Origin of the sequence: Pusillibacter faecalis (assembly GCF_018408705.1) — a bacterium.
Lineage (GTDB): Bacteria > Bacillota > Clostridia > Oscillospirales > Oscillospiraceae > Oscillibacter > Oscillibacter faecalis.
Map to the genome: position 1 here is coordinate 1,021,936 of NZ_AP023420.1, position 16,361 is coordinate 1,038,296.

Below are 16,361 nucleotides of genomic sequence, written 5' to 3' on the forward strand. Positions count from 1 at the left end.
ACCAACCGCGTTTGTCAGAGGGCTTCGTCTCTCTTGCAAAAATATAAAGACAAAGGAGATCAGAATATGAAAAGAAGAACACTATGCATCGTCCTCGCGTTTGTGATGGCACTCGGTCTCATGGGGTGCAGTTCCGGCGACACCAGTTCAGATTCCAGCACGGATGGCGAACAGGCGGCGGTTGAATACCCGACCCGCGATCTCTCCATGATTGTCCCCTTTGGCGCTGGTGGTGCCACGGATCTGATCTGCCGCACCTTGGCAGCCGAAATGGAAAAACAATTGGGCGTAAGCATTGCTGTGACCAATATGCCTGGCAGCGCCTCCGCCGTCGGGACCGAGTATGTGAATGAGGCAGACCATGACGGTTATACGCTTCTGGGCTATCCCACCGACATTACCTCCATCAAGGTCATGGGCCAGTCTGATCTGACCTACGAGGATTGGAACGCGCTGGTCATCGGCTGTGCGGTTCCTACCAGCATTGTCGTAAAGCCCGACTCACCTTATCAGACTCTTGAAGATCTGGTTGCTGCCATGAAGGCCGGTACCCTCACCATCGCCACCTCTGATTCCGGCTGTGCCTTTACCCGCGGCCTTGGCCTGATCCTCCAGCAGGAACCCGAATGCAACCAGCCCGAGTTGATCCCCTCTGGCGGCGGGGCCAACGCTGCGCTGTCTGCGGTGAAGGGTGATGTGGATGCTGCTGCCTGCGGCCTTCCCGAGTGCATTGAGTACGTTCGCTCCGGCGACCTCAAGGTCTTGACCTATATGGGTTCCAGCGCCATCACCATCGACGGCGCAGATGGTCCGATTGATATTCCCTGGGTCTGCGACGTCTATCCTGATCTGGAAGAAAACATGCCCTTCGGCGGCTGGGTTGGAATTGCGGTCCCCGCCGACACTGACCCTGAGATCTACGAGATTCTCCGCCAAGCCGCTGTCAAGGCTTACGAGAGCGAGGCCTTCCAAACCTTCGCCGAGCAGAAGACCTTTGTTCCCATGGGACTAACTGGCCAGGAAGCCAACGACTGGGCCAAGAGCACCTCTTACATCAACTCTTGGATGCTCTATGACATGGGATTCACCTCCACCAGCCCCGAGACGTTCGGCTGGCCCCATCCGTAAGCGGCAACACAGAACGCACAATGCTCAGCAGGGGGTGCTGGCTCCGGTTTAACAGAGCCGGCACCGCCTCTTTAGAAAGGATGTGACTAGAATTGCTGGTTTTTGAGTTGGCGATCTCGCTGATCTTCTTTGTATTGTCTATCGCCGTTGCTGTGATGGCAAAGCTTCTGCCCGTCGGCCTAGCTCCTGTGTTCTGGGTCAGCGCCGGTGCCTTTCCCTTTATCCTCAGCGTGATTCTCGCCCTGCTCTCTATCTGGTGGGCCATTGATACCCTGGCACGCATACGGCAAGAAAAAAAGCTAAATTCCGAAAGAAAGCCGTGGCTCGATGAGCTTCTTGGGGATAAGACCCAAAAGATTCACTTTGTCGTGATCTGCGCGGCGGTTCTGATTTATGTATTCGCCCTGATCCCCTTGTGCGGTGGCCTCACCAGGGAATATGGATTCGTGATTGCTTCGTTCATCTTCCTGTGTGTAACCATCAAATTTTTTAATGAAATATCTTTTCCCAAGACACTGCTCATTTCAGCGTCCGCGGTGATCATCATTTACGTGGTGTTCCACTTTGGCCTGAAAGTCATCATGCCAAAATAAGGGGGGCGCAAGTTTATGGGCAACGCAGTACAATTGGAAATTATGTCCCTGTTTAATCTTGAGAGTCTGCTTCTTCTTGCAGCCTCCACGCTGGCCGGCATCATTATCGGCGCCTTGCCCGGTCTAACCGCCACCATGGGCGTCTCTTTGCTGGTCTCTACCACCCTGGGCCTCGGCCCCGCCAATGCACTGGTTGTAATGGTAGGAGTCTTTCTGGGCGGCATTTACGGCGGCTCCCGCAGTGCAATCCTGCTCAATGTTCCCGGTACGCCGTCCTCCGCCGCAACAGCCCTGGAAGGCTTCCCTCTAACCAAGCAGGGAGAGGGAATTCGAGCGGGCGTTATGGTCACAACAGCCTCGGCAACCGGCGGCATCATCGGCCTGTGCATCTTGATGCTGCTGGCCCACCCGATCTCCAAAGCTGCCATGCTGATTGGCTACTGGGAATTCTTCTGGCTGGGTATGTTCGGCATCGTGATCTGCGGCAGCATGTCCGCCGAAAGGCCTTACAAGGGCCTTGTCTCAGGCATGGCTGGTCTGTTGATCTCCTGCATTGGTATTGATGGCATCTATGGTGGTACCCGTTTCGCCTTTGGCGTTACTGGTCTGAAGGCCGGCATCTCTCTCGTCCCTGCGATGGTCGGCCTCTTCGGCCTCTCTGAGGCTATTTCCGCCTTGGCAGATCCTGAATCCCACGCTATCGCCAACGTGAAAAACACCACCATTGGCGATCTGCTTGGCTATGTCAAGGAGAGCTTCTCCATGCTCCGCCACCACGCAAAGTTGGTCATCTCCTCCGCAGCTATCGGCACCATGATCGGCGCCATTCCCGGTACCGGTGAGGATATCGCTTCCTGGGTAGCCTATGATAGCGCCCGCCGCGCCAGCAAGGAAAAGGAAAAGTTTGGGCACGGCAGTTGGGAGGGCTTGATCGCTTCTGAAACGGCAAATAACGCCTGCACCTCCGGTGTATTTATCCCCATGCTGACACTGGGGATCGCCGGCGACGCTGTATCCGCAATCCTGTTAGGCGGCCTGCAGCTCCATGGCTATCAGACTGGCCCCAATTTCATGGCAGATAATCCGAACTTTATCTACTTCATCGGCGTTCTCCTGCTTCTTGTGAACCTTATGTTCATGATTGAAGGCACTCTCATCACCCCCGTGATCGGCAAGGTACTGCAAATTCGTGTTGGCATTATCATGCCTATCGTGGTGGTACTCTCTGTGATCGGTGCCTACGCCGCCAACGTTCGGACCTTCGATATCGCAGTCATGGTTGTATTCGGCTTTATCGGCTTCCTATTCAAAAAGCTGCACATTTCTCCTGCGCCTATGGCCCTCGGTATCATCCTTGGCAGTCTTGTCGAATTGAACTACCGCCGCGGCTTGATGGCTGGCAAATACAGTCTGTCCTTGTTTATCACCCGGCCCGTTTCCGCCGTCCTTGCGCTGCTTCTGGTGGTCTTTGTAGTCATGCCCATCATCCGTGACAGGCGCGGCAAGGCCAAGTAATTGAAACACAAAGGAAAGGAGCCTTTTATGATGCAAGCAGACTTCACCGGCAAGGTTGCCGTTGTCACTGGTGGAAGCGGGGCCCTTTGCAGCGAGTTCTGCAAGGCTTTGGCTCGTTCCGGCGCCAAAGTTGCCGTGGTCGGCAGCCGTAAGGAGACTGCCGATGGCATTGCCGCTGAGATTATCGCTGATGGCGGCGAGGCCATCGCCGTTGGCTGCAACGTTTTAGATATGGACAGCGTCCTAGCCGCGGAGCAGGTGATCCGCAAAGCCTATGGTCAGTACCAGATCTTGATCAATGGCGCCGGCATTGCCCCCGCAGCAGCCTGCACCACGCGGGAACGTGCGTCCATGGAGCTTTTGGACGCTTCCACCACGCAGGAAAATACTCTGTTTAACTTAGATACTGAGGCGGTCGCTTCCGTCCTTGACCTAAACTGCCTCGGGATATTCAACGTCACAAAGGTGTTTGCAAAGCGAATGGCTGGTGTGGAAGGCGCCTGTATTGTCAATATTGCATCCATGAGCGGCCTCTCTCCCCTGACAAAGCAAATTGCGTACAGTGCCAGTAAGGCTGCCGTATGCAATTTGACCCAGTGGCTTGCTACTTACCTGGCTGACGTCGGCATCCGTGTCAATGCCATTGCACCAGGTTTCTTCGCCACCAAAATCAATCGCCGTCTCCTCTTCAACGAGGACGGAAGCTATACCGAGCGTTCCAAGAAAATTATTAGCGGCACACCGATGGACCGCTTCGGGGAGCCCAAGGAACTCGTTGGTGCCATGCTCTATCTGTGCGATCATACCGCCAGCGGCTTTGTGACAGGCGTGATACTGCCAGTAGACGGCGGCTTTAGCGCCTACTGTGGTGTGTAATCAACGTTTCAAAAGACAAATTAGGAGGTTCATGATGAACACGAAATATACTATGGAAGAGCTCCGCAACTCCCTTTACTCCGGCCTGATCTGTGATGTGCTCGATCAGATGGGCTACCGGCACCAGTTCCTCAGCAATGAGATGGGCGCTCTGCTGCCGGATACCGTCGTTTTTGGCCGCGCCTTTACCGCTGTTGCCACGCAGGTCTACTCGATGCCGGAGGACCCTCTAACCGCCCAGTGCAAAGTCCTGGACCAGATGCAACCTGGCGAGGTCTTTGTCCTGACTATGCGCGGAGAATACAACTGCGCCATTCTGGGTGAGCTGATGGCTACCGCCATCAACTCCAAAGGCGGGACCGGCGCCATCTTAGACGGTATGGCCCGCGACCTCAAAACCGTCAGAGATATGAAATTCCCTCTGGTGTACAGAGGGCATCTGCCCAGCACCTCCAAGGGCCGCGCCGAGGTCAACGAGTGCCAGATCCCCATCACAATCGATGGAGTGACCATCACCCCGGGCGACTATGTTTTCGGAGACATTGATGGTACTGTGGTCATTCCTGGTGATCTAATCGACGAGGTCATGGATCGCGCCATGGAGATCGAGCGCCGGGAGGACGATGTCCGCACCCGTCTGCTGAACGGCGAGAGCCTAACCGATACCTACATGAAGATCGGAGCTATCTAATTTTTCCATAGATTCATAGACCGGGAGGGATCTTTATGAAAAAATTCCGTGTTGTCCTGACAGACTACATGTATGAAACCATCCAGCCTTTCTACGATGTGTACAACCAGTATGAGGATATTGAATTTGTTCCCCTACAGTTGACCGAAAAACGTGATATTCTTCGGGAGACTGAGTTCGCTGATGCTGTCATGGTGCATTTCGATCAGATTGACAAGGATGTTATTTCCAACTTGAAGAACTGCAGAATCATCGCCAGAAGCGCTGTCGGCTATGACAATATTGATCTGGATGCTGCCTCTGCCGCAAAGATTCCTGTTACCAATGTGCCGGATTACTGCGTAGAGGAAGTTTCTAACCACACTTTGATGATGATCCTCAACAGCGCGAAGAAGTTCAACCAGCTTGAGGCAAACGTAAAGAAAGGGCTGTGGGGTGATTTCGCCATTGCGAAGCCCATCCACGCAGTCCGAGGCCAGACCCTCGGACTGCTCGGCTGCGGCCGGATCGCCCGTTGCTTGGCTGTTAAAGCGCAGGTGTTCGGTATAAAGGTGATTGCTTACGATCCATACATCAAACCAGAGGCGGTAAAGGATTTCGGTGTGACACTGGTCTCCAGGGAGGAATTGCTGGCCCAGAGTGACTTTATCTCGATGCATCTGCTGCTCAACGAGGACACTCGAAAGAGCATCAATGCCGATTTCTTCAAAAAAATGAAGAACTCTGCGATCTTTGTGAATACTGCCCGCGGGGGCCTGGTGGACGAGGATGCGCTCATTGAGGCGCTGCGTACAGGTGAGATTGCCGGCGCAGCTCTGGATGTTCTGACCGAGGAGGGAATCGACAAGGACGCGCCCCTGCAGAAGTTTGACAACGTCATCATCACACCACATGCGGCTTGGTACAGCGAGCAGGCATTCTATACGCTGCTTACCAGCGCCGCCCAGGAGGTCGTCCGCGCGCTGCATGGCGAACCCGTAAAGAATCAGGTAAATCACTTTTAAACGATAGGAAACGTGAGTCTTGTATATGGTAAATCCCCGAAAATATTAGCTGTATTTTTCTTGCATTTGGTGATTTAGTCATGATATAATTTCTAAAATAGTCCTAGTGAAATACATCTTGATTGGATGTGGGGTTTCCTGTAATCTGCTTTTCGTGCAGTGTCCAGGATGTCTTTCTCTAGGTCTGTTTATTGAACCGCTGCTCCTCGCTTTTACAGGCATTACCGATCAGCTTTACAGAGAAGGCAGGCTCTTGCATATGAACCTTGAATCAAAAGTTACGATCAATGATATCGCTAAGGCAGTCGGCGTATCCAAAACCACTGTGTCCCGCTATATTAACGGCCACAGTGATATGATGAGTGAAAGAACACGCGAACGGATTCGCGCAGTCATTGAGATGACGAATTATCAACCCAGTGATATTGCCAGGAATCTGAAGCGAAAAAACACGAATCTAATCGGTGTATTGATTGCCGACATGTCCACCCCCTTCTCATCTGTGCTGGTCGTTTCCATCAGCGATTATCTTTCCGAATGCGGTTATGTTCCTATCTTTGCAAACTGTAACGACAGCTTACAAAAAGAACAGGAGATGATTGACTCCTTGTTGTTCAGAGGAGTTGCCGGATTTCTGGTCAATACGACCTCTTGCAACAACAATTATCTAATTGGAGTCGCAAGCCGCGGGATTCCGATCGTTCTTTGTGACCGCTATATTAATCACTATAATTTCAATATTGTAACCTTTGAACAGGATGCTCCCTTTTTCAATTTAGTTCGTCACTTGAAGGAGGAAGGCTATACCCGGCCAGTACTATTCACACAATGCTGGGAAAACAATTCCAGCCGGAGACGGAGAAAAGACGCGATACTGTCCGCTATACAGCAGGTTTATGGATATGACGCCACGGAAGATGTTTACTTAGTGAGTTTCCAGAACGGCCTTTCCGCAGCTGCACAGTTGGACGCTCTGCTTGGCCGGTTAAAACCAGGTGACATTCCCGCTATCATTGGTACAAACAGTGTCACAACGGTCCAAACCTATAAGGCAATTAAATCCTGCGGTTTGAAAATGCCTGAGCAAATTGGCCTCTGTGGGCCGGAAGATTGGAACTGGCAGCAGGAGATGAATTGGGCACAGCTGATTGAACCAACCATTACTACCATCGATTTGCCAGTCCGGGATCTGGGGCGGCAATCCGCCGAATGCTTGGTCCATATGTTGAAGGGCGAAACGGAAGGTGCCCGAGAGATCATGCTGCCTTGCGGGCTCAATATTCGAGAGTCAACCTGCAGGCTGCACTCGCAGGGTGACTTCGGATGACCGCCCATCTGTATGCTGTAAAGAAATTGGCTGTGGACCACGCTACGAAAATGTGCCAGGGCAGAATTTGAGAGGCACGAGAGTGCGGTGAAATCTGCCGCTTCCATGTCTTGGGGGGATAAGCTGTTTGTCCAGGGGTGGCAAAAAACGTTGACTCTAAAGATGCCGCAAAGAAGATGCCGACAGCACATATGCGGCAAACAATTTCGCCTCATTGGGCGGATATCAGAAAACACCGCGTGTACTTTGAAAGTACACGCGGTGTTTTTTACAGGTAAGTTCAGGATGGTCTCTATCAAACGCCGATAAACCGGTCGTTATCCCTTGCCAAGTTTGTCTTTTCCTTGACATTCTGGGCTTGTAAATTCCTGAGACTTATTATAAAATACAAGTATCCGGAGATCCAGCGTGAAAAATTCATCAAATGCCGCAGGGCGCGCCGCTCTTTGAAAAGATGCGCTGCGGCGGAAAGGAACCACGCCATGTACGAACACCTGCTATTGGAAACCAAAGGTCAAATTGCAATCTTAAAAATCAACAATCCCAAGTCTTTGAATGCACTGAACATCGCCACCATGACTGAATTGAACGAGTGCCTCACCAATATAGAAGCCAATAAGGACATCCGCGTTGTGATCCTCACCGGCGAGGGAAGCAAGGCCTTTGTGGCTGGCGCTGACATTGCTGAAATGGCAAAGCTCACCGCAGCGGAGGGCCGTACGATGTCTCTGTTAGGCAAAACTACATTCCGCCGCATTGAGACCATGCCTCAGGTTGTCATTGCCGCTGTCAACGGCTATGCCTTGGGCGGCGGCTGCGAGCTGGCGATGAGCTGTGATATCCGCGTAGCTGCCGACAGCGCGGTATTTGCCCAGCCCGAGTGCGGCCTTGGCATTATCCCCGGCTTTGGCGGCACGCAGCGGCTGGCCCGCCTGGTTGGCAAAGGCCGCGCCAAGGAGCTAATCTTCACCTGTGACCGGATCGATGCTCAGGAAGCCTATCGGATTGGTCTTGTCAACAAGGTAGTCCCCCAGGCCGAGCTGATGGACGCCTGCATGACCATGGCGGAAAAGCTCCTCTCTAAGAGCAGCTACGCCATCTCCATGGCGAAGGCCTGTATTGAGACTGGTATGGACACGGACCTCTCCAGCGGTTTGGATTTGGAGGCCACCAGCATTGCACTGACCTTTTCCACCCACGACAAGGCGGAGGGCATGGCTGCGTTTTTGGAGCGCCGCCCTGCCAATCTCACAGATTTCTAAAATTCCATCCAACAAAGAGCCGCGCCGTCTGGTGCGGCTCTTTTTATATTCTTCCACGCAGAAGTCCTCCCTCGTTTCCCGCCATATCAAAAGCCTGGACGCATCAAACATCGTGTGGGAGCAGACCACGCGATTCATTCACGTGGAGAAAGGCATGGAGGAATCCCTCTATGGATTCTTCTTGTTTGATTTTCATCGTCCTTCCACAGAGTTTGCCTCGCCCAAACAGGAACGCTTGAAAGGCATACCATGGATGTCTTTTAACAGGCAGCGAGGCTCGAGCTCGCCCCGTCATCTCACGAATGGCCTCCAGCCACCCACAGAGACCCTGCCGGAGCTCTTATGGAGGCAGTTCCCCTCTGACAAAAAGCCAGGACGTCAAAAACTGACGTCCTGGCTTTTTCTGGAGCGGGCAACGAGGCTCGAACTCGCTACCTCCACCTTGGCAAGGTGGCGCTCTACCAGATGAGCTATGCCCGCGAGAACAAGGGATATTTTAACAGAGGTCTTCTTATTTGTCAAGGCTTTTCCTGATTTATTTTTCTATCACTCTGCGTCCCCTGTCTCTCCGGCCTGATCTTTCGGTGGCGGCGCCGCCATGGCCGCTGTTGTCTCCGAGTCCATCAAGAACTCCACCAGCCCCACCTGACCGCTATCAGGATAGTAGTTCACCTGCCAAGTGGGGGTCTCTTCCAGTCCGCGCTCTTTGCGAAGCTGCTCCACGGCGGCCTCCACACGTTCCCGGCCATCCGTTCCCCAGTAGCTGACACGGATCGCCAGCTCTGTCCTTCCCTCGTCCAGCGCGGCATCCAACAGACTGTACACCGCCTCCGGGCTGGTGGCGTTGACCAGGGATTGAACCTGCTCCGCCGTCCGGCGATAACTGATCTTGACTGTCGCCTCATAGTATCCCCGGCGGGACTGTCCGGCAGAAGTCATATACTCCACCGCATATGCGCCCAAAGGCGTTTCCTGCTGTGTCTCTGCGGCGGCCTGCTCCATGGCGGCGGCCGCCGCCAGATCATCTTCAAAGTTATACAGCCGCAGTGAGGCGCTCTCTGTGTGCTGTCCAATCAGAATGAGCAGATCATTGACGATATCCTGATAGTTTTCCGCCCGCAGAGTGTCGGCAGCCTCGCTCTCCCAAAAGCGGCTGCTGTGCGGCTCCACCTTGCTGTACGTTCGTTCCAGCAGCGAAGCGCACCCTGTCAGCAGGCACAGTGATACCAGCATCCACACCATCGGTCTCCATTTCATATGGTGCGCCTCCTCTGCTTCATGACGTCCCGTGGCAAAACCCCAGGCAAATGTTAGAATCCAAGCTCCTCGTCCACCAGCAGGACTTCTGTTGTCTGTTCCATTCCCATCATGGGCTCCCACAGCACCACCAGCCCCCGGCAGATGCGCTCTGGACTCTTACAGTCGTAGCACCGATCTCCCTTTATGGCACAGGGCGTCTTACGGCCCAGCCGCTGGGCGTTTTTCGGGGCGGCGATATTTCTCGCCCGCCACAGCGCCTCCTCATAAGTTGGTGCCAGCTTGTTGCGCCCCACCACAAAGTATAGCTTTTGGTGGCCGTACAGCGTGGAAGCCGCCCGATTGCCGACGCCATCAATGTTGATGATCTCCCCCGTCTCCGCCAGGGCATTGGCGGAGGTGATGTACACAGGCGCCCGGGCCGCACTTGTCTGGGCCTCCGGGCCGTCCGTCCAGTGCCAGAAAACCTCGTTGTGGGCAGCCAGCATCTCCCGCAGTCCCAGCTCCTGCAGCGTGATGGACCCGCCAAAGCCCACAGCGGTCCCGTCGACGGCCGCATCCAAATAGGCCGCCGCCTCTTTGCCGCTCGAGAATACCTGCACGCGGAAGCCCCTTGCCTCCAGATTCTTTTTTGCACTCTCCAGGGTCATATCAGATCTCCTCCTTTTTATATTCCCCAAATCCCTCTCCCAAGACATCTTTTGCATCGCAGACAATCAAAAACGCCTTGGGGTCTGTCTCATAGACTGTCTGCTTGATCTGAACAATTTCCCGCTGCTTGAAGGCAATCAGCAGCACCTGCCTGGTATCTCCGGTATAGGCTCCCTCTCCGTCCAGAATCGTCACGCCGCGTCCCCGCTCTCGCATCAGCTGGTCGGCCACCGTTCGCCATTGATCTGATACAATGTAAGCCACCTTGGAAAGATCCAGTCCATAGAGCACTCCATCCATCACTTTGGCGGATACATAGAGCGCCACAATGCCATAGAGCGCCGACTCCACCCGGCCAAAGGCCAGAGCCGCCACCGCCAGGCCAAAGAAATCAGGCACCATCACCAGCTTGCCCATGGGCAGCCAGGTGAGCTTGAGCTTCATGAGCCTTGCCGCAATATCTGCTCCGCCAGTGGTTGCCCCCTGAGTAAAGACAATTCCCACGCCAAGTCCCGTCAAGGCGCCTCCATAGACTGCTGCCAGAATTGGATCAATAGCCGGGAATGTCCACAAAAGTGCGATGGCGTCCATGGCCAGCGAACTTACCACCATGGAAAACAGAGAGGAAGCCAGCAGGTGAAAGCCGATCATCTTCCAGCCGGCAAGGAACAGCGGCACATTCAGCAAAAAGGTCGCAACACCCACCGTCACCGAAGGAATCAGCGCGTTCACCACCTGAGCCATGCCGGTGATCCCGCCCATGGCCATCTGATTCGGGGCGTAAAATGCATCAAAGGCAAATGCCAGAATCACCGATCCCACAGTTACGATCCCATAAGATTTTAAGAGTTTTCTCACCAATGCCTCCTGATTCCACCTGCTTAATCCAGCAGGTTCATCTGCTCCTCCCCGGAGTCCTCCTCTCGTACCAGCGCACCGGCAGCGGGCACCGCACGGACCCGGTAGCGGCCCTGGTTGACAATGGATGTCTCCCCTAAAGTCTTGACTTCCTCCAGATGGTACCTGGGCTTCAGGTTCATGACTGCCACGCCCTGGGTGGTACGGGTGGTCTTGGGGGCGAGCAGGGCGGTGTGGAAGATCAGGCACCGAGGTTCATTGGAATAAACCGCCAGCTCGCACTCCTCGTCAATCCGCCGGATGCACACCAGCGGCGACTTGTCAGAATACGCGCCGGTGAGCTTGCGGCGGTTGGAGGCGGTCTGGTAGGACTTCATCTCCACCCGGGCCGCCTTGCCGTTTTCAAAGAAGAACAACAGCGTGCCGGCATAGTCCTTTCCGGGCAGTGCCGCGAAAATCACATTCTCCCCTGCGTCCATGCCCAGCTTGGCTGGTAGATACTCTCCCAGGACGCTGGCCTTGGTGTCCTCAAACTCGCTCAGGCGGGTCTTGTATACCTGCTGGCGGTCCGTAAAGAACATAATCTCCGCGTGGGAGGTGGTCTCAAAGGCCTGGCGGGGCCCGTCACCCTCCTTGTATTTCTGTTCCCCGCTCATCCGGAGGCTGAGAGGCGTGATCTTTTTCAGGTATCCCTCCCGGGAGAGGAAGACGTGAACCGGGTACTCCTCCACAGACTCCTCTTCGTCAAAGGGTTCAATCTCATGGCCATAAACAATAGAGGTACGGCGGGGCTCGCCGTATTTTTTCGCTACCTCGCCCAGCTCGTCAACTATGATTTTGCGAACCCGGCGGGGATCTCCCAGCACATTCTCCAGATCATCAATCTCGTCCCGCAGGGCGTCTGTCTCCCGGGTGCGCTTGAGGATATACTCCTTATTGATGTTCCGCAGCTTGATCTCCGCCACATACTCCGCCTGAATCTGGTCAATCCCAAAGCCAATCATCAGGTTGGGGATCACCTCAGCCTCCTCCTCCGTCTCACGGATGATGGCGATGGCCTTGTCAATATCCAGCAGGATGCGCTTCAGACCCTTTAAGAGGTGCAGCTTGTCCTTCTTCTTTTTCAGGATAAAGTACACCCGCCGCCGGACAGACTCCGTGCGCCAGGCGGTCCACTCCTCCAAAATCCGGCGGACGCCCAGCACCTGGGGGCTTCCGGCAATGAGAACGTTAAAGTTGCAGGCGAAGGAGTCCTCCAGCGTGGTCTGCTTGTAGAGCTTTGCCATCAGCTTATCCGGGTCCGTGCCTCGCTTGAGGTCAATGGCCAGCTTGAGTCCGGAGAGGTCCGTCTCGTCCCGCATGTCTGCGATCTCCTTCACCTTGCCGGCCTTGATCAGCTCCGCCACCTTGTCCAAAATGGCCTCTACCGTGGTGGAATAGGGGATCTCGTAGATTTCGATCAGGTTTTCCTCTTTGACATAGCGGTACCGCGCCCGCACCCGCACGCTGCCACGGCCGGTCTCGTAGATGTCCCGCAGAGCTGCACTGTCGCAGATCAGCTCTCCGCCAGTGGGAAAGTCCGGCGCCAGCAGCGTCTCACTCAAATCACACTCTGGATTTTTGAGATACGCCACCGTGGTTTCGCAGACCTCTTTCAGATTGAAGCCACAGAACTGGGACGCCATGCCCACCGCGATACCGCTGTTGGCAGACACCAGAATATTCGGGAAAGTCGTGGGCAGCAGGGCAGGCTCGGTCATGGTATTGTCGTAGTTGTCTACGAAATCCACCGTGTCGCTGTCGATATCTCGAAAAAGCTCCGCACAGATGGGGGTGAGCTTCGCCTCCGTATATCGGGGCGCAGCCCAGGACATATCCCGGGAGTAGCACTTGCCAAAGTTACCCTTGGAGTCCACAAAGGGCGTCAGCAGGGCGCCATAGCCCCGGGAGAGACGGACCATGGTATCATAGATGGCCGCGTCGCCGTGGGGGTTCAGACGCATGGTCTGGCCCACAATGTTGGCGGATTTCGTCCGTCCCCCCGTCATCAAGCCCATCTTGTACATGGTGTAGAGGAGCTTGCGGTGAGAGGGCTTGAAGCCGTCAATCTCCGGGATGGCCCGGGAGACGATGACGCTCATGGCGTAGGGCATGTAGTTGTTCTCCAGCGTGTCGGTAATAGGCTGTTCCATCACTGACGCGTGAAGCCCCAGGACATTGGGGTTCTGGACTTTCGGCCGGGATTCCTCCGGCTGCTTTTTCTTGGGCATAGACAAATCCATTCCTTATCTTGATGACATTCAAACCCAGATAGGCCTATCGGCCGTCCGTCGGGCTGGCGGGAACTCAGCGGGCCAGAGCCTGCATCTTCTCGCCCAACTGGCGGACCACCTGATAGCGGTCCAGGTCAAAGGGGCTCTCCAGCCCCTCTGCAAGACCGGTGTCAGCCATTTCTACAAGTTCGGCGCCCCAGGCATGAACCTGCTCCTCCGTGACGCCAGCCTTCTTTCCCAGCAGCTCCCTGGCCAAACTCCCAGCCTGCTCCTCCGTCATACCTGTAACCCGCTTTTGCAGCTTGCAGGCCATCTCTGTTACCTCTCCATCGTCCACACAGTCTGTGCTGTCCATCATCTGCAGGGCAATTTCCCGGACACGGCGGTAGCGGACCAAGCCTGTCTCGCCATCACCACCATAGTGCAGCCCCCCCTGGGCCAACCCCCGTAGCCGGGTGCCCCAATCATTCAGACATTCATTCCACTCCATATGTGATTCCTCCGCTGTTCATTCCTATACTCTTCAAATATCCGTGATATGATTCGCTGCACGGGCTGCTGATTGGAAATGTGCTGACGCGCGGCTCTCCCCGCCTGACATCCCATAGGGTCAGCTCTTGAAGGACAGTTTTATGAGATATCCGCCATCTCCAAATATTTATAGCCGTTCTCTGCAATGTGATCCTTGCGCCCTTGCAGGTTATCTCCCAGCAACAGATCGAACATGGCGGCTGTGCGCTCCACGTCCTCTGGCATCACTCGGATCAACCGGCGGGTCTCCGGATTCATGGTGGTCAGCCACATCATGTCCGGATCGTTTTCACCCAGGCCCTTGGAGCGGTCAATCTTAAATTTCTTTCCCTCCAGCTCCTTGACAATGTCGTTTTTCTCCTTGTCTGAGTAGGCAAACCAGGTCTTGTCTCCGCAGTTAATCTCAAAGAGAGGCGTTTCGGCAATATACACATACCCCTCCCGAATCAGCGTTGGGGTCAGTCGGTAGAGCATGGTTAAAATGAGCGTCCGGATCTGGAAGCCGTCCACATCGCCGTCCGTGCAGATCACCACCTTGTTCCATCGGAGGTTGCCCAGGTCGAAGGCCGCCATATCCTTAACATGTTTGTTCTGCACCTCCACACCGCAGCCCAAAACCTTGATAAGATCCGTGATGATCTCGCTTTTAAAAATGCGGGCGTAGTCCGCCTTCAGGCAGTTCAGAATCTTGCCCCGAACCGGCATAATACCCTGATACTCAGAATCCCGGGCCAGCTTCACGCTGCCGAGGGCCGAATCGCCCTCCACGATATAGATCTCACGCCGGTCCGCGTCCTTGGTGCGGCAATCCACAAATTTCTGCACCCGGTTGGCGATATCAATGCTGCCGGAGAGCTTCTTCTTGATATTCAGCCGTGCCTTTTCCGCGCTCTCTCGGCTGCGCTTGTTGATGAGCACCTGCTCAGCAATCTTCTCCGCATCAAAGCGATTTTCAATGAAATAAATCTCCAGGTTGGACCGGAGGAACTCCGTCATGGCCTCCTGGACGAATTTGTTGGTGATGGCCTTTTTCGTCTGGTTTTCGTAGCTGGTCTGGGTGGAAAAGTTGTTAGAAACTAATACCAGACAGTCTTCAATGTCATTCCAGGTAATCTTGCTCTCGTTTTTCTGGTATTTCCCCTGGTCCCGCAGGTATTTATCCAAGGCGGAGACAAAGGCGGACTTCGCAGCCTTCTCCGGGCTGCCGCCGTGCTCCAGCCAGCTGGAATTGTGGTAATGCTCAATGACATGGACGCGGTTGGAAAAGCAACAGGCCACGCTGAGCTTGACCTTGTACTCCGGCTTGTCTGCCCGGTCCCGGCCTCGCTTCTCTGCCTGCCAGAAAACCGGAGCCGTCAGGCTCTCCTCCCCGGCCAGCTCCGTCACATAGTCCTGAATGCCGTTTTCATAGAGAAATTCCGTCTCCTCGAAAGTCCCGGGTGCCGCCTCGTTCCGAAAGCGAAAGGTCACGCCGGCGTTGACCACCGCCTGCCGCTTCATCACATCGGCAAAATATTCCGCTGGGATGGCGATGTCGGTGAACACGTCCAGATCCGGCAGCCACCGGGTGCGGGTGCCAGTCTTTTTGGCCTGAGACTTGGGAAGCGGCGTCTTGTTCAGCTCCCCCACGATCTCCCCCCGCTCAAAATGGAGGGTATATTCAAAGCCGTCCCTCCAGACGGTGATATCCATATAGCGGGAGGCGTACTGGGTGGCACAGGCGCCCAGACCGTTAAGCCCCAGGGAATACTCATAGCTCTCGCCGCTCAGGTTATCATACTTGCCGCCGGCATACAGTTCGCAGTATACCAGCTCCCAGTTATAGCGCTGCTCCTTTTCATTCCAATCCACCGGGCAGCCTCGGCCCGCATCCTCCACCTGGATGGAGCGGTCTTGAAAGCGTGTGACAGTGATGATGCTGCCGTGTCCCTCCCGGGCCTCGTCAATGGAGTTTGAGAGAATTTCAAACACCGCGTGTTCACAGCCGTCCAGCCCATCGGAGCCAAAAATGACGCCGGGCCGTTTCCGCACCCGGTCCGCTCCCTTTAAAGATGAAATACTCTCGTTGCCATAATCCTGCTTTTTTGTCGCCATAGTTCCTCCGCCCGGGCAAAATCTGCCATGATTTTGATCAATATGTGGTATTTTATCATACTGTGCCTCCCAGTTCAAGGGTTTAACCCGGATCTGACATTTCTCGAACAGAAGACAGGTTTTTCGAAGAAATGTTATTGCGCAAAAAAATCCATAATCTTACCGTCACCGGCAAATTCCTTTCAGCCGAGGAGTTTTGCACATTTTCCACACAGTTTTCCACACCTTTATGTCAACTTTTCAACTTATAAAAAGTGCAGTTTTTTCTCTCACTTTTCAAGTTGACTTTGAGGAAAGGCCG

At 54.5% G+C, this 16,361-nt stretch carries 14 protein-coding genes and 1 tRNA gene; 8 read left to right on the forward strand and 7 right to left on the reverse strand.

What is annotated here, in order from left to right; genetic code table 11:
* Positions 1–66 precede the first annotated feature (66 nt).
* The 8 genes from KJS55_RS05255 to KJS55_RS05290 all read left to right on the forward strand — a co-directional run bounded on the left by KJS55_RS05255 (position 67) and on the right by KJS55_RS05290 (position 8,396).
* The gene (locus tag KJS55_RS05255) at positions 67–1,128 is read left to right on the forward strand and encodes a tripartite tricarboxylate transporter substrate binding protein (RefSeq protein WP_187028077.1); all 1,062 of its coding nucleotides are present in this window, start codon (positions 67–69) and stop codon (positions 1,126–1,128) included.
* A 92-nt stretch (positions 1,129–1,220) separates the two neighbouring features.
* Positions 1,221–1,721 carry a tripartite tricarboxylate transporter TctB family protein gene (locus KJS55_RS05260; RefSeq protein WP_187028076.1) on the forward strand — a complete coding sequence of 167 codons (501 nt, stop codon included), beginning with the start codon at positions 1,221–1,223 and terminating at the stop codon, positions 1,719–1,721.
* A gap of 15 nt (positions 1,722–1,736) precedes the next feature.
* Positions 1,737–3,236: a tripartite tricarboxylate transporter permease gene (locus tag KJS55_RS05265; protein ID WP_187028075.1), complete on the forward strand. Its 1,500-nt coding sequence runs from the start codon at positions 1,737–1,739 to the stop codon at positions 3,234–3,236.
* A 27-nt stretch (positions 3,237–3,263) separates the two neighbouring features.
* On the forward strand, positions 3,264–4,112 hold the full coding sequence (locus KJS55_RS05270; RefSeq protein WP_213542851.1) for an SDR family oxidoreductase: 849 nt from the start codon (positions 3,264–3,266) through the stop codon (positions 4,110–4,112).
* A gap of 31 nt (positions 4,113–4,143) precedes the next feature.
* Positions 4,144–4,803, forward strand: coding sequence for an RraA family protein (locus tag KJS55_RS05275; RefSeq protein WP_213542852.1), 660 nt, complete (start codon positions 4,144–4,146; stop codon positions 4,801–4,803).
* A gap of 35 nt (positions 4,804–4,838) precedes the next feature.
* Positions 4,839–5,807, forward strand: coding sequence for a C-terminal binding protein (locus KJS55_RS05280; protein ID WP_187028072.1), 969 nt, complete (start codon positions 4,839–4,841; stop codon positions 5,805–5,807).
* Positions 5,808–6,066: 259 nt separating this feature from the next.
* A complete protein-coding gene (locus KJS55_RS05285; protein ID WP_187028071.1) occupies positions 6,067–7,134 on the forward strand; it encodes a LacI family DNA-binding transcriptional regulator in 1,068 nt (355 codons plus the stop codon).
* A gap of 482 nt (positions 7,135–7,616) precedes the next feature.
* Complete coding sequence (locus tag KJS55_RS05290; protein WP_213542853.1) at positions 7,617–8,396, forward strand: enoyl-CoA hydratase-related protein; 780 nt, start codon at positions 7,617–7,619, stop codon at positions 8,394–8,396.
* A gap of 404 nt (positions 8,397–8,800) precedes the next feature.
* On the opposite strand, the gene KJS55_RS05295 is transcribed toward KJS55_RS05290, so the two are convergent.
* The 7 genes from KJS55_RS05295 to KJS55_RS05325 form a co-directional block, all read right to left on the reverse strand.
* Positions 8,801–8,876: transfer RNA gene (locus KJS55_RS05295), tRNA-Gly, on the reverse strand.
* Between the two features lie 66 nt (positions 8,877–8,942).
* Entirely contained in the window at positions 8,943–9,653 is a 711-nt protein-coding gene (locus KJS55_RS05300; protein ID WP_187028069.1) for a hypothetical protein, read from the reverse strand.
* Between the two features lie 53 nt (positions 9,654–9,706).
* Positions 9,707–10,303 carry a lactate utilization protein gene (locus KJS55_RS05305; RefSeq protein ID WP_187028068.1) on the reverse strand — a complete coding sequence of 199 codons (597 nt, stop codon included), beginning with the start codon at positions 10,301–10,303 and terminating at the stop codon, positions 9,707–9,709.
* Between the two features lies 1 nt (position 10,304).
* On the reverse strand, positions 10,305–11,162 hold the full coding sequence (locus KJS55_RS05310; RefSeq protein ID WP_187028067.1) for a YitT family protein: 858 nt from the start codon (positions 11,160–11,162) through the stop codon (positions 10,305–10,307).
* Between the two features lie 23 nt (positions 11,163–11,185).
* Entirely contained in the window at positions 11,186–13,432 is a 2,247-nt protein-coding gene (locus KJS55_RS05315) for a DNA gyrase subunit A (protein WP_213542854.1), read from the reverse strand.
* A 76-nt stretch (positions 13,433–13,508) separates the two neighbouring features.
* A complete protein-coding gene (locus KJS55_RS05320) occupies positions 13,509–13,925 on the reverse strand; it encodes an NUDIX hydrolase N-terminal domain-containing protein (protein ID WP_187028065.1) in 417 nt (138 codons plus the stop codon).
* Positions 13,926–14,065: 140 nt separating this feature from the next.
* Entirely contained in the window at positions 14,066–16,060 is a 1,995-nt protein-coding gene (locus tag KJS55_RS05325; protein WP_187028064.1) for a DNA gyrase/topoisomerase IV subunit B, read from the reverse strand.
* Positions 16,061–16,361 lie beyond the last annotated feature (301 nt).